This is a genomic window from Streptosporangium sp. 'caverna', from assembly GCF_003203775.1.
GTDB classification, from domain to species: Bacteria; Actinomycetota; Actinomycetes; order Streptosporangiales; family Streptosporangiaceae; genus Streptosporangium; species Streptosporangium subroseum.
The window spans coordinates 6,642,342-6,660,486 of sequence record NZ_CP029711.1; the positions used below are offsets into that span (position 1 = coordinate 6,642,342).

Annotated in this window: 16 protein-coding genes; 6 read left to right on the forward strand and 10 right to left on the reverse strand. The window is 69.9% G+C overall.

The features are described 5' to 3' along the window. Positions 1 to 17: 17 nt before the first annotated feature. From DKM19_RS29105 to DKM19_RS52585, 3 genes are all read right to left on the reverse strand, one after another. The gene (locus tag DKM19_RS29105) at positions 18 to 527 is read right to left on the reverse strand and encodes a GNAT family N-acetyltransferase (RefSeq protein WP_110699928.1); all 510 of its coding nucleotides are present in this window, start codon (positions 525 to 527) and stop codon (positions 18 to 20) included. A gap of 287 nt (positions 528 to 814) precedes the next feature. After that, a complete protein-coding gene (locus DKM19_RS29110) occupies positions 815 to 1,435 on the reverse strand; it encodes a pentapeptide repeat-containing protein (RefSeq protein ID WP_110699930.1) in 621 nt (206 codons plus the stop codon). Continuing rightward, positions 1,428 to 1,556 carry a hypothetical protein gene (locus tag DKM19_RS52585; protein ID WP_255415440.1) on the reverse strand — a complete coding sequence of 43 codons (129 nt, stop codon included), beginning with the start codon at positions 1,554 to 1,556 and terminating at the stop codon, positions 1,428 to 1,430. The genes DKM19_RS29110 and DKM19_RS52585 overlap by 8 nt, the downstream gene beginning before the upstream one ends. A 169-nt stretch (positions 1,557 to 1,725) precedes the next feature. Here DKM19_RS52585 and DKM19_RS29115 point away from each other — a divergent pair, with 169 nt between their 5' ends. Then, positions 1,726 to 2,346: a cyclodeaminase/cyclohydrolase family protein gene (locus DKM19_RS29115; protein ID WP_110699932.1), complete on the forward strand. Its 621-nt coding sequence runs from the start codon at positions 1,726 to 1,728 to the stop codon at positions 2,344 to 2,346. Between the two features lie 71 nt (positions 2,347 to 2,417). Here the strand turns inward: DKM19_RS29115 and DKM19_RS29120 are convergent, their stop codons facing one another. After that, positions 2,418 to 3,659 (reverse strand): RNA-guided endonuclease TnpB family protein, encoded by a 1,242-nt coding sequence (locus DKM19_RS29120; protein WP_204358295.1) that lies wholly within the window; start codon positions 3,657 to 3,659, stop codon positions 2,418 to 2,420. A 63-nt stretch (positions 3,660 to 3,722) separates the two neighbouring features. On the opposite strand from DKM19_RS29120, the gene DKM19_RS29125 reads away from it, so the two are divergent. The 5 genes from DKM19_RS29125 to DKM19_RS29145 all read left to right on the forward strand — a co-directional run bounded on the left by DKM19_RS29125 (position 3,723) and on the right by DKM19_RS29145 (position 10,435). Further along, the gene (locus DKM19_RS29125; RefSeq protein ID WP_110699935.1) at positions 3,723 to 4,577 is read left to right on the forward strand and encodes a bifunctional 5,10-methylenetetrahydrofolate dehydrogenase/5,10-methenyltetrahydrofolate cyclohydrolase; all 855 of its coding nucleotides are present in this window, start codon (positions 3,723 to 3,725) and stop codon (positions 4,575 to 4,577) included. 191 nt (positions 4,578 to 4,768) lie between these two features. Further along, complete coding sequence (locus tag DKM19_RS29130; protein ID WP_162641858.1) at positions 4,769 to 5,734, forward strand: alpha/beta hydrolase family protein; 966 nt, start codon at positions 4,769 to 4,771, stop codon at positions 5,732 to 5,734. A gap of 238 nt (positions 5,735 to 5,972) precedes the next feature. Then, positions 5,973 to 8,030, forward strand: coding sequence for an N-acetylneuraminate synthase family protein (locus DKM19_RS29135; protein ID WP_110699939.1), 2,058 nt, complete (start codon positions 5,973 to 5,975; stop codon positions 8,028 to 8,030). Positions 8,031 to 8,228: 198 nt separating this feature from the next. Further along, positions 8,229 to 9,158, forward strand: a complete 930-nt coding sequence (locus DKM19_RS29140; RefSeq protein WP_110699941.1) for a glycosyltransferase family 2 protein — start codon at positions 8,229 to 8,231, stop codon at positions 9,156 to 9,158. Next, complete coding sequence (locus tag DKM19_RS29145) at positions 9,155 to 10,435, forward strand: alpha-2,8-polysialyltransferase family protein (RefSeq protein ID WP_110699942.1); 1,281 nt, start codon at positions 9,155 to 9,157, stop codon at positions 10,433 to 10,435. Before DKM19_RS29140 ends, DKM19_RS29145 begins: the two co-directional genes overlap by 4 nt. Positions 10,436 to 10,606: 171 nt before the next feature. On the opposite strand, the gene DKM19_RS29150 is transcribed toward DKM19_RS29145, so the two are convergent. The 6 genes from DKM19_RS29150 to DKM19_RS29175 form a co-directional block, all read right to left on the reverse strand. Continuing rightward, positions 10,607 to 11,794 (reverse strand): DUF6716 putative glycosyltransferase, encoded by a 1,188-nt coding sequence (locus DKM19_RS29150; protein WP_239513645.1) that lies wholly within the window; start codon positions 11,792 to 11,794, stop codon positions 10,607 to 10,609. Positions 11,795 to 11,805: 11 nt separating this feature from the next. Then, a complete protein-coding gene (locus tag DKM19_RS29155) occupies positions 11,806 to 12,843 on the reverse strand; it encodes a hypothetical protein (RefSeq protein ID WP_110699946.1) in 1,038 nt (345 codons plus the stop codon). Between the two features lie 164 nt (positions 12,844 to 13,007). Beyond that, positions 13,008 to 13,796: an ABC transporter ATP-binding protein gene (locus DKM19_RS29160; protein ID WP_110706071.1), complete on the reverse strand. Its 789-nt coding sequence runs from the start codon at positions 13,794 to 13,796 to the stop codon at positions 13,008 to 13,010. Between the two features lie 36 nt (positions 13,797 to 13,832). Beyond that, positions 13,833 to 14,924: an iron ABC transporter permease gene (locus DKM19_RS29165; RefSeq protein WP_110699948.1), complete on the reverse strand. Its 1,092-nt coding sequence runs from the start codon at positions 14,922 to 14,924 to the stop codon at positions 13,833 to 13,835. Continuing rightward, positions 14,921 to 15,685: a trans-aconitate 2-methyltransferase gene (locus DKM19_RS29170; protein ID WP_110699950.1), complete on the reverse strand. Its 765-nt coding sequence runs from the start codon at positions 15,683 to 15,685 to the stop codon at positions 14,921 to 14,923. Before DKM19_RS29170 ends, DKM19_RS29165 begins: the two co-directional genes overlap by 4 nt. Before the next feature lie 310 nt (positions 15,686 to 15,995). Continuing rightward, positions 15,996 to 16,997, reverse strand: coding sequence for an ABC transporter substrate-binding protein (locus DKM19_RS29175; RefSeq protein ID WP_162641859.1), 1,002 nt, complete (start codon positions 16,995 to 16,997; stop codon positions 15,996 to 15,998). Between the last annotated feature and the right edge of the window lie 1,148 nt (positions 16,998 to 18,145).

Sequence of the window (18,145 nt, forward strand, 5' to 3'; positions counted from 1 at the left end):
GAAAGGCCCCGTCTGGATCAGACCCCGAAAGGCTCCGGGTAGACGATGGTGCCGCTCGGTACCGGGAGGGCGTCGTCGAACACGAGCGCCATCATCGCCTCGTCGGGGACCTCGAAGGACGGGCGGATCCCGTAGGCGGAGGCCCGGGTGAACCCGAACCGCGGGTAGTACTCGGGGTGGCCGAGCACGAGGACGAGGTTCTCTCCCATGGCGCGGGCGGCCTCAAGACCGGCGCGGATCGCGGCCGAGCCCGCGCCCCGCCTCTGGCAGCTCGGCAGGACGGCGCAGGGGCCCAGGGCCAGGGCGGGGGCGTCGCCGACGTGGCAGCGGGTGAGCAGGGCGTATCCGGCGACGGTGCCGCCGGTGTCTTCCGCCACGATGGACAGGCCGGGCAGCCACGCCGGATCGGCGCGCAGCGCCTCGACGAGGTCGGCCTCCAGCGGGGTGGGGAACGCTCCGAGGTTGACCTCGCGGATCGCGAGAACATCCCGCTCGGTCTCGGACCGGGTGGTCCAGGTATGGGACATGGCCGGGGTGCTCCTTTTTCCCGTACAACCTGCGTTCCCGTACAACCTGCGCGATCAGGAGTGGGTGTCGAGGTCTCGGGCTTTCGGAAGTCATTGACGATCTCAGGCGATCACGTCGAGAGTAGCGTTCCCCGGCCGAAACCGAGTTCGGCGCCCTGTATGCCGTCAACGTCAAAGGCCCGTGCTTCCCGACCTCCCACCCTCACGCTCATCTGCGCGGTGTCTCCACGCGACGAGGCGGGACGGGGAGCGTCCGAAAGATAGGGCGAGCCCCGGCCCGGGGCCGGCTACATGGCACGCACCTCAAGGCCCAGTGCGGTGGCGAGCATGGCCGCCTGCTGGAGGTCGATCACCGCGCCTTTCAACGTGACGGTGGACGGGTCCAGTGCGGACAGCTCGCTCCCCCGGAGGTCGCAGCGGGAGAGGTCGGCGCCGTGGAACCACGCTCCGGAAAGGTCGGCCTGACGGAGCGAGGCCCCCTGGAACCGTGCGCCCGTGAGATCGGCCTCGCGCATCCGGACGTCGCTGAAGGAGGCGCCGCGCAGATCGGCCCCGGCAAGCCCGACGAACGACCAGTCACCGCCGACGACCTTCAGGAGGTTGAAGGCGCAGTCACTGAACACGCTGCCCACGAACTTGCATCCCGTGAAGGTGGCGTCGAAGAACGAGCACCGGATGAAGGTGCAGTTCGCGAACGCGGCGTCGGAGTGCACGGAAGCGTTGAACCGGACGTTTCGAAAGGTGCACTCGGAGAAGGCCGCGCCCTGCCCCGACGCCTCGGTCATGTCCACGTCGATGAAGGCGACCTGGCTGTGACTCTCCCCCGAGAGATCCCGGCTGTCCCAGTCTTCGGACCGGATGGTCGTGTGCGTCTCGGGAGCCGGCCTGCCGTGCTGGCGCTCAGGCACGCTCGACCCCCGCGGACACCTGCGACGTGCGGAACCGGCCGGGCACGGCGGCGCATGGCACGTGCCGGGCCCGCTCGCCGGGCACTCTCTCGTAACGCGTGCGGTGGATGAAATAGGTCACGTCCGCAACCTCCCACACGCCCCCGACAGAATCCTCTCGGCATGGGCACCGCGGTGACCGCCACCCGACCGGCAGAATCCTCTCGGCGTGGGCACCGCGGTGGCCGCCACCTGACCGTGGGAAGATTTTCAGGCATGCCGTAACCCCACCGACCGGAGGACGAGCGCCCATGCGCGACGAGAAGATCAGCGACTTCCTGAACCGGCTCGCCGATCGCGTACCGGCGCCGGGTGGGGGCGCCTCGGCTGCTCTGCACGCCGCCCAGGCCGCGGCCCTGCTCGGCATGGTCGCCCGCTACAGCACCGGCGAGAAGTACGACGAACACCGGGAGGCGATCGAGCGGATCATCGTCGAGACGGACGGGCTACGGGCCACCGCGCTACGGCTCGCCGAGGAGGACGAGGCGGCGTTCACCACCGTCACCGAGGCCTACAAGCTCCCCAGGGACACCGAGGAGGCCAAGGCCGCCCGCTCGGCCGCCATCGCGAAGGCCCTGGTCGGCGCGGGCAGGCCGCCGGCCGAAGTGATCGCCGCCGCACTGGCCGTGGTCGGGCTGGCCGAGGAGCTGCTGCCGATCGGCAACCGCAACGTCATCACCGACGTGGCCGCCGCCACCGAGGCCGCGCGCGCCGCGGCGACCACCGCCCGCGTCAACGTCGAGATCAACCTCGGCGGCATCAAGGACGAGAAGGCCCGCGCCGAACTGGCCGCCGCGGCCGCGAAGGTCGACGACATCGCCGCCCGCGCCGAGCAGGTCACCGCCGCCGTCCGGCGCGAGATCACCGCATGACCGCCGTTCCCAACCAGGAGATCACCAATTGACATCCTCCCCTGCCTGAAGGCAGGGGATTCCAACGGCAACTACCCCACAACGAGGAGGTCGCGTTGAGGTTCGCGGTTCACCGGCTCGCCCAACGGCAAGCCTCCCCGCGCAGCCACCGCATGCCCTGCGGCGGTATCTCGATGGTTCTTCGCCGCGTTAACGTCAGCGTGATCCCGATGCCGGCAGGCCACACACAGGAAGAGAGCTTGGCTCTCGCGACTCTCCCTGGCGATGTGCTTGCAAGCGTTACAGGTCTGCGACGTATACCGCGGATTGATCTTGTGGACCCGGCCCGGAGCCTTATGCTCCGTCCGGCTCACCAACTGGCCCCACCCATTGGCGAGAATGCCCTGATTCAGCCCCGCCTTCTGCCGCACATTCCTCCCCGGCGCCTCAACGGTGCCCCTCGCCGACCGGGTCATCGCGGAGATCTTCAGGTCCTCGACCGCGATCACGTCGAAGCGGCGGGCCAGATCGGTGCTGGTCTTCTCCACCCAGTCCTTACGCCGATCACCCTCCCGCGCCTTCAACCGGGCGATCACCACCTTGACCCTGGTGCGCTGCTTGGACCCGCGTTTGGCTCGGGCCAGGGTGCGCTGCAACCGCAGCAACCGCTTCTTTTCCGTCTCGCGCAGGCCGGGCACGCTCAGCAGTTCACCGGTGGACAACGCGGCCGACACGGCCACGCCCCGGTCCACGCCGACGGCCGCGCCGGTGCCCGGTCCGGGGATCGGCTGGGGGATGACGGCGAAGGCCACATGCCAGCGGCCCGCCGCATCTCGGGTAACGCGGAAGGACTTGGCCTGCTCCACCGGGCGCGACCAGCGAAACCGTACCCACCCCACCTTGGGGATCTTCACCTCGCCCACCTTGCGCGACAAGCGGCGCACATCGCCCGCCTTGACCGCGACGATCCGGAAACCCTCGTTTTTGCCGCGACTGCGCCAGGTGGGTCTGCGGTGGGTTTGGCCGAAGAAGTTCGCCATGGCCTGGTGGAAGTCCTTCAGCGCCTGCTGCTGGACGATGATCGAGCCGGCGGCCAGCCACTCGCAGGCGGCGCGCGCCTCGGTGAGCTGACGGCACTGCTCGGCAAACCCCGGCGCCGATGCGCGGCCGCGTTGCCAGTGGGCGTGCTGTTCTACGGCCAGGTTCCACACATATCGGGCATGTCCGCAGTGCTCCAGCAGCGCCGCCTCCTGGGCGGGCGACGGCTGCAGCCGGTAGCGCGACACACCGAGCAACCTACCGACCCCCACCGACAAAAAATGGGAGACCACCATGGCCGACCGCTCCGCGCTTCCTCCCCGCCCTGAAGGACGGGACCTCCACGCTGTAGGTGCTCGGTGAGCGCCACCGTGCTGTCCGGCAAGGAACCCGCCGCCGCGATCCGCGCGGAGACCTCCGCGGAAGCCGCCGAACTCGCCGCCGCCGGAACACCGCCGAAGCTCGCGGTCGTCGTCGCCACGGCGGACGAGTCCAGCGCCTGGTACGTCCGCTCGATCGCCAGGTCCGCGGAGAAGGCCGGCATCGCCTGCGACATCGTCGACCTGGGCGCCGACGCCACGGCCGGCGCGATCCGCGAGAGGCTGTCCGGGCTCAGCGCCGACGACGCGGTGCACGGCATCATCCTGCAGACCCCGCTGCCCGCCGGGGCCGCGCTGGAGGATCTGGCCTCCGCCATCGCGTTCGAGAAGGACGTGGACGGCGCCGCTCCCCTGTCCCTCGGCCGGCTGGTCGCCGGGCTTCCGGCGTTCGCCCCGGCGACCGCCGAAGCCGTGATGGCGATCCTGGACCACTACGGGATCGAGTTGACCGGCCGGCACGCGGTCGTGGTCGGGCGCTCCACCGTGGTCGGCAAGCCGGTCGCCCACCTGCTGCTGGACAGGAACGCCACCGTCACGGTCTGCCACTCGCGCACCGTCGACCTGGCCGCCGTCACCTCCACCGGCGATGTGGTGGTCGCCGCGGTGGGCCGGGCCGGGCTGATCACCGCCGAGTACGTCAGGCCCGGTGCGGTCGTGGTGGACGTGGGCACCAATCCCACCGAGGACGGCGGACTGGCCGGCGACGTGGACGCCGCCTCCGTCGCCGAACGGGCCGGCGCGCTGACGCCGGTCCCGGGCGGCGTCGGCCCGGTGACCACCGCGCTGCTGCTGCGTCACACCGTACAGGCCGCCGCGCGAGCCGCCGCCCGCTGAATCGCATGGACCGCCGTACGGGCCGCCACGCGCTGAACCGTACGGGCCGCCGCGCGAGCCGCCGCGCGCTGAATCGCATGGACCGCCGTACGGGCCGCCGCACGCTGAGTGGCGATCCGCTGACCGGTGATGTTCCCGGCAATAGGCCGTTACCCTTCCCGCGGTCACGCTGACACGCGAGGATTGGCCGTGTGAACCGTGCAACCGTACGTCTGGGAGTTCTCCTGCTGGCAGGGGTGGGGGTGGTGGCCGTCCTGCTGGCGCTGCTGTGGCCGTTCTCCTCCGGCGGCCTTCCCGAGGGGAGCGGCGAGACGGCGAGCGGCGTGCAGGTGAACCGCCTGAGCGAGCGCGATCACGAGCTCACCGTCACCTCCGCCGCGCTCGGACGCGAGGGCATGGTCCGGGTCCTGCTGCCCGAGGGCTGGGAGCCGGGTTCGGGTCCCTGGCCGGTTCTGTACCTGCTGAACGGCTGCTGCCAGTCCAGATACGACAGCTGGGTCACCGAGGGAGGGGCCGCGGATCTCACCTCGCCCTACCCGGCGATCGTCGTGATACCGGAGGGCGGCACCGTCGGCTTCTACTCCGACTGGCGCGACGGGCCCGGCTGGGAGACCTTCCACCTCACCGAGGTCCGTCAGATCCTGGAGCGCGACTACGGCGCCGGGGACCGGCGGGCCGTGGCGGGGCTGTCCATGGGCGGGTTCGGCGCGATGTCCTACGCGGCACGTCATCCGGGTATGTTCCAGGCGGCGGCGTCGTTCTCCGGTGTGCTGCACACCCGAGACGGCGAGAACGGCGTCGACAATCTGCTCAGCGACAACGGCGAGGACGCGAGCAAGCTCTGGGGCGACCACCGCAGTCCCGCGTGGGCGGCTCACAACCCGGCCGACCTCACCGGGAGACTTCGCGATGTGCGGCTCTTCGTCTCCAGCGGTGACGGCTCCCCCGGCCCCCTGGACGACTCCACCACCGTGGGGAACGACGGTGAGGCCTCGCTGCTCCGCCAGGCCCAGACCTTCGCCGAGCGTGCCAGGGCGAACGGCGCCGCCCTGACGGTCGACTTCTACGGTCCCGGCACCCATACGTGGCCCTACTGGCGCCGCGGTCTCGAACGCGCGCTGCCCCTGCTCATGGGCTCCATCGGCGCGGCCGCCTGACCACGTCGCCCGGCCCGGCGACGCCCCGTCACCGGCATCCGGTCCGCTCCGCTCCGTGATCGGAGCACGCCGGGTGCCGCCCGCGAATCCACCCGTCCTGGAGTTCCCGGTAGCGCGGAAAGTTAAGCAGGACGACTCTGGACGTTCAGCTCAGAACCCCCTTTCCGGTCACCCTCGTGGCTAGGTTCCTAAGACACCCCAGCTCAGGGGCGTTTGCCGTATGTCATGAGGAGCTACCTTGCGAGTCCTGGCCGTTGTTCCCGCCCGTGGAGGTTCAGTGGGCGTACCGCTGAAGAACCTGGCCGCGGTGGGCGGTACTCCCCTGGTCGCCCGTGCGGTGAGGGCCTGCGTGCGAGCCGAGCTGATCGACGAGGTCGTGGTCAGCACCGACCACGCGGAGATCGCCGAGGTCGCTCGCGCCGCCGGGGCCACCGTCATCAACCGGCCGGGCGAGCTGAGCGGCGCGACCGCCTCCAGCGAGTCGGCCGTGCTGCACGTGCTCGACCACCTGTCCGACGTTCCCGACGTGGTCATCCTCGTCCAGTGCACCAGCGCGTTCATCGACCCCGCTGACCTGGACACCGCGATCGCCAAGGTCCTGGACGGCACCGCCGACGTGGTGTTCTCCGGTCTGGAGACGCACGAGTTCCTGTGGAGCGCCGACGGCGCCGGTGTCAACCACGACCCGTCGTTCCGTCCGCGCCGCCAGGACCGCGAGCCGCACTTCCGTGAGACCGGTGCGTTCTACGTGATGCGCACCGAGGGCCTGCGCGAGCACGGCCACCGCTTCTTCGGCTCGGTCGCCGTGCAGCCCGTTCCGTCGCGGCACGCCATCGAGGTGGACAACCCCGAGGACCTGGAGATCGTCCGCGCGCTGGCGCCCTTCGTGGACCAGCCCGAGCCGATCGACGTCGACGCGGTAATCACCGACTTCGACGGCGTGCACACCGACGACCGCGCCTACATCGACCAGGACGGCCACGAGATGGTCGCGGTCAGCCGCTCCGACGGCATGGGCATCTCCCTGCTGCGCCGGTCGGGCGTCAAGCTGATGATCATGTCCACCGAGCAGAACCCGGTGGTCGCGGCCCGTGCCCGCAAGCTCGGCGTGCCGGTCCTGCAGGGGCTGACCGACAAGCGGACCGTGCTGCGCGACTGGCTGTCCATCGAGGGTCTGGACCCGGCCCGCGTCGCCTACATCGGCAACGACGTCAACGACCTGGGCCCGATGAGCGACGTCGGCTGGCCCATCACGGTCCCCGACGCCCACCCCAAGGTCCGCGCCGCCGCCCGCATCGTCCTCACCAAGGCCGGCGGTGCGGGAGCCGTACGAGAGCTGTGTGACCGGGTCCTCGCGGCCCGCCCGGCGAGCACGATCGTGACCGCGCCCGCGCCCCGCGCCGAGCTGCGGCTCACCCCGGTCGCGAAGCCGGTCCAGATCGGCGACGCGCTGGTCGGCGCCGGCCAGCCGGTTTACATGATCGCCGAGATCGGCATCAACCACAACGGCGACCTGGACATCGCGCGCAAGCTGATCGACGTGGCCGCCGAGGCGGGCTGCCAGGCGGTCAAGTTCCAGAAGCGCACGCCGGAGATCTGCGTGCCGCTGGAGCAGCGCGACCAGATCCGGCAGACGCCGTGGGGCGAGATGACCTACATGGAGTACAAGATCAGGACCGAGTTCGGCCTGAAGGAGTACACCGAGATCGCCAAGCACTGCCAGGAGCGCGGCCTGGACTGGTTCGCCTCCCCGTGGGACGTGCCGTCGGTGGAGTTCCTCGAGTCGATGAACGTGGTCACCCACAAGATCGCCTCGGCCAGCGTGACCGACCTGGAGCTGCTGCGCGCGCTCGCCTCCACCGGCAAGCCGCTCATCCTGTCCACCGGCATGTCCACGCTGGAGGAGATCGACCAGGCGGTGGAGATCCTCGGCACCTCCAAGCTGGTGATGATGCACGCCACCTCCACCTACCCGCTTCCCCCCGAGGAGGCGAACCTCCGCACGATCGTCACCCTCCAGGAGCGGTACGGCGTGCCGGTCGGTTACTCGGGTCACGAGCGCGGCCTGCAGATCTCGCTGGCCGCGGTGACGCTGGGCGCGGTGACCGTGGAGCGGCACATCACGCTGGACCGCACGATGTGGGGCTCCGACCACGCCGCCTCGCTGGAGCCGGCCGGTCTCGAGCACCTGGTCCGTGACATCCGCATCATCGAGACGGCTCTGGGCGACGGCGTCAAGCGGGTCTTCCCCGGCGAGGTGGCTCCCAAGTCGCGCCTGCGCCGCGTCACCGTATAAGCGACACCCCGTAGTCACCGTGTCGTCACCGTACAGGTGGCGACACGGTAGTTCGTAGATCGCGTAACCATATAGACGGCAACGCGTGGTTCGCAGGCCATGTCACTGTGCGGTCGGCGACACGTGGCCCCTGGAGGGTGACGCGTAGACGGCGGCACCACGTGTCGCGGCCGGCTCGACTTCGAGGAAAAGAGAAAATTGATCAAGTTGTCCATCGTCGTCCCGGTACGGGACGCGGAACTCTACATCTCCGATGCGCTCGCCTCGCTCGTCAGGAACGCGCACAGGGACTTCGAGTTCATCGTGGTGGACGACGGATCGGTGGACGCCACCGGGCAGATCATCGAGGATTTCCGCGGTGAACTGCCCGGCCTGGTCGTCCTGCGGAACGAGACCCCGGTCGGGCTGGCGGACGCCCGCAACCTCGGGCTGTCGCTGGCCTCCGGCCGCTACCTGACCTTCATGGACGGCGACGACTGGCTGGCGCCCGGCTACCTCGTCGACCTGGTCGAGGCGATCGAACGGCTCGGCTGCGACTTCGTCCGGGTCGACCACATCCAGGTCGAGGGCCGCAAGCGGGTCATCCACCGGGCACCGCTGGCCACCCGCGGGACGGTGCTGAAGCCCCGCGACCACATCCTGCCCGCCGATGTGAAGACCATGGTCGACTACCCCTACGCCTGGGCCGGCATCTACCGCCGCGACCTGGGCGACCTGCTGGCCTTCCCCGGGCACCTGCACACCGCCGAGGACCGGCCGTGGATCTGGCGGCTGCACCGCCAGGCGAGCTCGTTCGCGGTGGTCTCGCTGGCGGGGCTCTTCTACCGGCGGATGGTGTCCGGCTCGCTGACCCAGATCGGCGACGCCCGGCAGCTGCACTTCTTCGATGCCTTCGACATGGTCTTCGCGGACCTGGAGGAGGAGTTCACCCCCAAGGCGGTGCGCACGTTCTGCGCGCTTCTGGCCCACCATCTGGAGCTGGGCGAACGCTTCTCCCCCGACCTCCGTACACGCTTCGAGCAACGCGGCGTCGAGTCCCTGCGGCGACTGCCCCAGGACCTGCTCGCCGCGACCCGCCTGGACCCGGAACGTGACCAGATCCTGCAGAGGCTGCTGGAGGCCCGATGACGCAGTTGTTCTACGCCTCGACCCTGTTCGGCGCGATGACGCTGGCGGCGGCGATCGACGAGGGACGATTCGGGCCGCACGACGGCCGCCGGATCCTGCTGGTGTCCAACAACGCGGCCATCCCGGAGGTCACTCCGTCCCTGAACGAGGCGCCGGGCTTCGCCGCGCTGCGTCCGCGCTTCGACGAGGTCTGGTCGTGGAACGACATCGTGGCCCCGCTGCACCCGTCGGACTGGAAGGCGCGGATCATCGAGGTTCCGATGCTGGGCCGCTTCCTGCGGTCCCATCTCTCCCTCGGTGAGGGCCCCGACGAGCTGGTGATGGAGTCGATCGCGGTCCCCCCGTCCAGGACCATCGCCGGTCTGATCAAGGACTGCCCGATCACGGTCTACTCCGACGGCCTGATGAGCTACGGCCCCACCCGGGATCCCCTTCCCCAGGAGATCTCCGGCCGGATCACCCGCCTGCTCCACCTCGACCTCGTGCCCGGCCTGACGCCGCTGCTGCTCTCGGAGTACGGCGTGCCCGCGGAGACCCTTCCCGACCGGGCCTTCCTCGACGTGATCGAGCCGAACGCCGGAGGCCTGCCCGCCGGCCAGGCGATGATTCTCGGCCAGTACCTCTCCGCGCTCGGCATCGTCACTCCCGAGGAGGAGGCCGAGCTCCACGCGGACATGCTGCGCGGCCTGGTCTCCCGGGGATTTCGCACCGTGCTGTTCAAGCCGCATCCGGCCGCCGGGCGGCGGCACGCCCAGCAGTTGCGCGAGACGGCCAAGGAGCTGGGCGTCGAGCTGACCACCGTGTCGGAGACCGTCCCCGCCGAGTCGTGCTTCGCCGCGCTGCGGCCCGAGCTGGTGGTCGGCTGCTTCTCCACCGCTCTGATCACCGCCCGGCGCTACTTCGACCTGCCGGTGGCGACGGTGGGTGGCGAGATGGTCCTGGAACGGCTCACGCCGTATGAGAACAGCAACCGCGTCCCGGTCACGATCACCGATGCCCTGCTGCCGCGCATGTCGGCGGACGGATCGCTGGAGGAGCCGCCGCCGGTGGACCTCGAAGCCCTGGTCGGCGCGGTCGGCTACTGCATGCAGAGCGAGGTTTACCCGGGTCTGCGCGAGTCGGCCGCCGCGTATGTGGACGCCCACGGCCCCGCGCGCTACTTCAAGCGCCAGCGCCTGGCCGCCCTGGACCTGATCCAGATCCCCGCGGCCGCACCCGCTCCGGAGCCCGGCGCCCTGAGCAAGCTCCGCCGCCGTCTCGCCAAAACGCTCACCTGACCTCCTCTTCCTTGCGGGTCAGGCCTCATCCGTGATCTTCCGCGGGGACGCGCGGCGCGTCCCCGCGGAAGACCTTCGACCATCCGGCCGACGGTCATACAAAAAATCTTCGATTACCCGCTCGACGACCAGCCGGGCATCGCCGGGTCCTCGAACGAGGACCCGGCGACCTCAGCCGAGCACCTTCAGGTAGCGGCGCATGCGACGCTTGGCCCGGTAGCCGACGCGCAGCACGTTGGGCGGGACCTCCACGCGCAGGCGGGCGCGGCGGCGGGCGGCGGCGAACTGCGAGCCGTCGAGCAGGGACTTCGCGGGAACGAGGCGTCCCGAACGGGCCTGGCCGACCAGGGAGACCATCTGGGAGACCCAGTCGCTCTCGCCGCCGGGGTGAAAGTAGTTGGCCTGGCACCAGGCCACGTCCGGGGTCCGGAAACGCCCCCCGGCCAGGTCGTCGAGGGTTCCCAGCAGGCCGCTGCCCTCGAAGACCAGGTTGATCATCTCCGCGCCGACCCCGAAGTCCGACAGCACCAGCAGCGGCACCGACTGGGCGATCGCCTCCAGCGCGGCGGTCGAGCTGACCGTGACGAATCCCACCGCGTGAGCCAGGTGCTCGTGCATGGGACCCACCGCGAAACGCACCCCGTCGGGACGCACCTGACCGCTCTCGGCCAGTGACTGCCACAGGCGCTGGTAGTGGTAGCGCTCGTTGTGGGTCTGGCGCTCGGTGTCCAGGGCGCGGAGCTTGACCACCACGTCCAGGTCCGGCCGCCGCTCGGCCAGCGCGGCCAGCGCGAGCAGGATCCGCTCGCGCTCCTCCCTGCGCTTGGGCACCTTGGCCTGGGTCGCGAACACCACCCGGTTGCGCGGTCCCGTGACGGGAACCTCCGCACCTGTCCGCAGGAACGGCAGCCTGGCCAGCCCCACGGTGCCGCCCCCGCCCAGCTCACGGGCGACGGCCGAGAACTCCTCGACCTCCCGCCCGCTGTGCAGCACGAACAGCTCGCACCCGCTCCGGAACAGCCACGCCTTCTCGGTCGCGGGAATGGAGATGCCCGGCAGCCCGGAGACGAACACCGGCCTGGGCTGGAGTCCGGCGAGCACCTCGGCGACCAGGACGTCCACCACGGGACCGGTGCAGGCCACCAGGATCACGTCGGGCCTGAACCGTTCGGCGGCCCGGCGCAGCGCGCGGGCCGAGAGCACGGACGGATCGGCCGCCGAGCCGTCGACGGCGGCGTGAATCTGGGCCGGAGAGGGGGTGATGGGAGTTCGTATCACCGCTAACTCCGTCTCGCAGCCCGAGGGCAGGTCTCGGAGCAGGCAGGCCGCCCACTTCAGGTAGGAATCCGAGTCGGCCACGGCCAGGACCTTCAACCGGTAACTCCAGTGTCGTGATGGGCGAACATCGAAAGATGGGAACGGAGCGAAGGCGCCGCCTCGGCGGTCCACCACTCGTCGGGGACGTCCACGGTATCCACGGCGACTCCCCTGGCCGAGAGCAGAACCCGCAGGGAGGTGACGGCGGTGGACGGCAGGCTCAGCACCCGCTGCTCCGCGGCCAGCCCGCGCAGGGTCATCTCGGCGGGGACCCCGCCGTCGTAGACGGTGATCCCGGGCTGTTCCCCAACCCGGGCGAGATCGTTGGGGTCCTCCCGGCGGTGCGGGAAGTAGGCCACCGGTTCGGCCGAGCCGAGCCCGGCCAGCCAGGTGAAGTAGCTTTCGCGGTGAATCAGGCCGTTGCGGACCAGCGAGGTGCCGAGGACGATCGTACGTTCCTCGGGGCGCGGCCTGCGCAGCGGCTGCGACCGCAGCCAGGTGAAGTCATGGGTGACGAGTTCGGCGCCCTTGTCGCGTACGGCCTGCGCCAGCTCGGCGGGAACGGGCAGCGCCGTGAAGATCGACAGCCGGCCGGAGCGGGCGGCGGCACGCAGCCGTACGCCCGCGGCCGTTCCGAGAGCGGTCCTGAGCCGGCCCGCGCCGCCCCGGGCCCGCAGCAGAGGCGTCCACATCCGTCCGGTGAGCAGCTCCAGGAGCCTGATCGTGGCCAGCCCGTCGTCGACGATCACGATGCGGCCGGGAAGGGTGGTGAGCCAGCGGAACTGCACCTTGCCGGAGAAGGCGTCGCCCACGGCTCCGATCGTCCCCCGGCCGAGTCGGGGCATGTCCGCTTCCGGGGCGGTGAGCTCGAGCCCCGGAGGCAGGGCGAGCCGGGAGAGCTCACGGTGGGTCACCTCCAGCGGGCGCAACTTGGCCCGGGGTATGACACGGCTGCGAGCACCGAGCAACCCGGCATGGTGGGCCTCCACCGCGCAGAGCATCTGCAACGGGGATTCCACCCAGGCAACGGCCGAACCCTGCTCCCGCGCGTGGTCTCGACCGTCCTCCACGCCGGGCGATGACCCGTTCACGACTGCCTCAACCTAGCCCGGCGGCCTTAAGCGCCCGGGAACTGCGGATGAACAAGCAGCTATTCGCTCGCCCGCGCCCGCGCGCGAGCCCTTCTCCGGCGGCGGCTCCGGAAGGCGTCATTCGAGGCCCTTCGCTCCCGACCGGCCGTGCCGGTGCCGTCAGGTCAGCTGGAGGCGGCATCGCTCAACGGGCCGTATCGCAGGTGGGGGCGGCCGTCGGAGCCCGTGTCCACCGTCGCACGCACGCGGTAGACGCGTTCGATCCACTGCTCGGTCAGCACCTGGGCGGGGGAACCCGAGGCGACCACGCGCCCTGCCTCCAGCAGGAGCAGGTGGTCACAGTACTGAGCCGCGAGGTTCAGGTCGTGCAGGGCGGCGACGACCGTGGTCGGTGTGGCGGCCAGCATCCGCAGGAGATCGATCTGGTGGTGGATGTCGAGGTGGTTGGTCGGCTCGTCCAGGAGGAGCTCGGTGGGATGCTGGGCCAGGGCTCGGGCGATGTTGACGCGCTGGCGTTCCCCGCCGGACAGCGTCGACCAGTGACGGCCGCCCCACCCCGCCAGGTCGCACCGTGCCAGGGCGTTCTCGGCCTCCCGGGTGTCGAGGGAGTCGTCACGGCCCATCGAGGCCAGCCGTGTCCTGTGCGGAATCCGGCCGAGCATCACGACGTCCGCGACGGTCATGTCGACGTCGGTGGACACCTCCTGGGCGACCACCGCCAGGCGACGGGCGATCTCGCGCCGCGGCAACTCGCTCAGCCGCCGCCGATCCAGCAGGACCGCCCCCGCCCGAGGACGGAGCAGGCCGGCCAGAAGCCGCAGCAGGGTCGACTTCCCGCAGCCGTTGGGACCCAGCAGGCCGGTGAAGCCGCCCCTCGGTATGGAGATCGTGATCCCGTCGATGATGGGCGCGCCGCCGGCGGCCCACACGACGTCATGGGTCTCCAGGCTCATGATCCGGCGCTCCTTCCATGTCATAGGTGTCCAGGCTCATGACCCGGCGTTCCTTCCGCGCATGATGACCGCGAACGCGGGGACGCCGATCAGCGCGGTGAGCACGCCGACGGGTATCTCTCGCGGGGAGAACAGCGTGCGCGCGGCGGTGTCGGCCCAGAGCAGGAAGATCGCTCCGTACAGTGCGCACGCCGGCAGCAGCACGCGGTGGCGGCTGCCGACCAGGAAGCGGACCGCGTGCGGAACGACCAGGCCCACGAACCCGATGGCGCCACTCGCGGCGACGAGAGTCGCCGTGCTCAACGCGGTGACGACGAACAGGACGAGTTGCGTCCTGGCCGGAGAGACACCGAGTGAGGCGGCGGCCTCGCGCCCGAAGGCGAAGGCGTCCAGGGCGGGGGAGGCCGACCAGCAGACCGCCAGACCGATCCCCGTGGCCGCCGCGCAGAGGGCGGCGCCGGTCCAGCTCGCCGAGGCGAGCGAGCCCAGCAACCAGAACGTCACACCGCGGGTGCTCTGCGCGTCACCGGCCCAGATGACGATCAGGCTGGTCAGCGCGCTGAACAGCTGCGAGACCGCCACCCCCGCCAGCACGACGCGGATCGAGCCGCCCAACGTCACGCCGATCAGCGCGAGTACGCAGCAGAAGGCCGTCAGGCTGCCGGTGAAGGCGCCTGCCGTCAGGGCGGCCGCGGCCCCCGATCCCAGGCCGAGGATCAGGACGGCCACGGCGCCGGTGGAGGCGCCGGAGGAGATGCCCAGCAGGTAGGGATCGGCCAGAGGATTGCGGGTCAGCGCCTGAAGCACCGCTCCGCACACGGCCAGACCCCCTCCGACCAGCGCGGCCAGAAGCACCCGCGGCAGGCGGAGCTCCCAGACGATCGCGTCCTCCAGCGCGGGGAGAGGAGTCAGCGGGAGGCCCAGATGCACGGCGATCGTCTGGAACACCTCCCCGATCGACAGACCCGCGGCTCCGACGGTCACCGCGAACGCCACCGACAGCGGCAGCAGTATCAGCCCGCCGCCGGCCGCCGAGAGAGCACCGCGCCATCTCCTGTCCCGCGAGGCGGCGGCGGGTGGTTCCGGGCCGACGTGCCCGGCCACCCGTGGCGGCGCGTGAGATGTCATCGCCGGGCAAAGACGACGTAGTCGTCCAGGTACTGCCAGACGGTTCCCACCTCGGTGAAGCCCGCCGTACGCAGAGCCGAGAGGTGGAACTCCAGCGGTGCCGGCGACTGCGGCGGGCGATCGGCGAAACGTCGCTCACGCTCGGGCAGCAGGGGTCCCAGTTCGGGGTGACGGACCGCCAGGGCCCACCACTGATCCCAGGTGGCGGCACCGTCCGCGAAGGCCTCTCGCTGAACGGCGGCGTCGTGGGCGGCCGACAGCTGCCGCAGCGTCGGGTGGCCGGCGCCGAAGCGCAGGTGGTCGGCGTTGAGCAGTACGGCGCCGGGAGGCAGCATTTGCGCCAGCTCGGTGTAGACCTCCAGCAGCTGTCCGGGAGAGAGCCAGTGCAGCGCCGTGGAGGTCAGCACCGCGTCGAAGCTCCACTCCGAGAGAGCCGACGACCAGCCCGCACGTGCCAGGTCGGATTCGATCACGGTGGCGCGGCCGTGCCGTGCCAGGACCGATCGCGCGAGCCGCGCCAGCACCGGGTCGTAATCGGTGGCCACCGCGCGCGCCTGCGGGAAACGGCTCAGCACCCGGTCGGCGATCGAGCCGGGTCCGCAGGCCAGATCGAGCACGGTGAGGTCCGGGGGGCAGTTCAGGTCGAGCACGTCGAGCATCACCTGGAAGCGGTTTTCGCGGTGGGCCACGTAGGCGGACTGCTGCTCCTCCCAGCGGGAGAGCAGGTCATGCGAGGTCGGCGAGGTTGCGGAAGGGATCATCACGGTCTCCGGGGGAAGGCATCGGGCGGGCGCGTGTCATGTCGCGGGTGAGCAGGGGCCGCGTTGGGAGCGGGCGCGTGTCATGTCGCGGGCGGGCGCGTGTCACGGCGAGCGCGTGTCGTGTCGAGGGCGGGCGCGTGTCACGGCGAGCGCGTGTCGTGTGGCGTCGTGTTGAAGGCGGGCGCGTGTCATGGCGAGCGCGTGTCGTGTGGCGTCGTGTTGGGAGCGGGCGCGTGTCACGGCGACGGCGGGCGCGTGTCGCGCTGGGGGTGGGCGCGCGTCGCGTCGAGGGCGGGCGTGGCGGGTCGGGTCAGCCGTAGAGGTCCTGCAGTCCCTTGCCGACCTGTTCCACGGCGCTGACGCCTCTGATCGAGGGATCCATGGCCGATCCCGGCACGACGATGAAACGGTTGTTCTTGACCGCTGTGAGCTGGGAGGCGACGGGATCGGAGCGCAGGAACCTCATCTTGGCCTCGGCGCTGTCACCGTCGCCGCCACGGGTGAGATCGGCCAGCACGATCACGTCCGGATCGCGCTCGGCGATCTTTTCCCAGCTTCCCTCGGACCACTGCTGGGCGAGGTCGGAGAAGGCGTTTGTGGCACCGAGGAACCCGCTGATGGTGTCGGGCAGTCCTCCGCGACCGGCGATGGCCGGGGTCTTGGTGCCGGAGTAGTACCACATCAGTTTCTTGTCCAAGCCTGAGCGGGCCGCGTCCTTGGCCGCGTCAAGGCGCTCGCGCAGACCGGCCACCACGCTCTCCCCCCGGTCCTGAACACCGAAAATCTTGGCGATGTCACCGATCTCGCCGAAGATCGCCTCGAACGTGACAGAGGCGGGAATGAGCTTGGGATCCTCGCAGTCGTTGAAGGACAGGTAGGCCGGTATTCCCAGCTTGGCCAGATCCCCCCGTACGCCACCGGCGTCCGGAGCGTAGGCCGAGGCGCGCATCGAGTAGACGAAGTCCGGCTTCGCGGCCAGCAGTGCCTCGCGGCCGGGGTACTGGGCGGCCAGAACCGGGACCTTGTCATAGTCGCGCTTGAGCTCGGTGAGCACCGGGTCCGTCCGGTAGGCCGTGCCCACCATCCGGTCCGCGAGCCCCAGCGTCAGCATGATCTCCGTCGCGTTCTGCTCCATGGAGACCGCCCGCTGCGGCGGGGAGGTGACGCGAAGGGGCAGACCACAGCTCATCAGCTCCGTGGCGGTACGCGGGCTGTCAGGTGTGGCACCGGCGGCCTGGGACGGGGTGCCGTCCACGCCTCCACAGGCGGTGAGCGCCAGGAGGAGGCAGCTCGCTATGGAGATGGAAATCATTTTCATAATCGGCGATGGTACAGGAGGGATGAGATGACGCAAAAGCAACAAAAGTTCGCAGGTCACACCCGCCGGCGCCGTCTCCACGAGAACGACCGCCGGGGTTTCGGCCACATCCACCCAGGCGGTACGCGAGCCGTCGCCCGGCTACGGTGCAGGCGGTGCGCGAACCGTCGCCCGCCGATGGTGCGGGCGCGTACCGGACGCGCCTTCCGCCGGGCCTCACCGCCAGGACGCAACGGACCAACGGCAGCCGATCACCCGGCCAGACCCCTCCAGATCGCTTTCCGTGATCCGTTCGCCAACCCCGTCCGGCCACCGGGCTGCCGCCACCGGGCCATTGACCTTCAACCCATGAAGTCCGCACCGATGAATCGATCTCCGGCCATCTCGCTCGCCTTCACCGCGTCCTCGACTTTCAATTGGTAAAGTCCCGCGCACCTCAGCGGCGACCGACTCCGGGCGCGGCCCCAAACGCGAGCACGACTCTTCTCTCATCGCATAACCGCGCACTACATAAAGGGCGCCACAGGGGTTTCCGATTGGAGCGCCGGACGATGACCGCTCCGTGCGGCGAATGAATGTCAACGAGACAACAGGCCTGTCCCAGCCAGGCGTGAGCCGCCTGATACACGTGTGACGGATGCGAAGTCGGATGCGTCACGCCCACCCGGGCTAACCCCCGCGCGGGGAGTGCAGATGCAGGTCAAAGGTAAAAAATCCGCGCCTCGACCCTATTGCGGTCAAACCTTTACTCGACACTGTGTTCGAAAAAATCTGACTCCCTGCGGAGGCCCCCCAATGGATCCGATTCCACGCCGTCCCGGCCCCGATCCGATGATCCATCAATCGGCGACATCGCCCGGGATCCCCTTAAAAATAGCTGTTTTCGGCCCATGGACTGATCGCAGCCCATTGGATCGCAGCGAACGCGCTCGCCGCCGGACACCCAGAAAACCGGGCCTGGGGCGGTCCAGGAAAGCAGCCGTTTCTTTGCCTGATTTCAGACGTTGTCCCAAGCGAAGGCAATGTGTCGCATTTGTAATCGTCTGTCCGGATGGCGTAGGTTCGTCCTATTCGAAGGAAATGCCTAGTCCGATTAGGACCTAAGCATTGCCGTCACATTGCCCGACCGAACTCACCTGGGC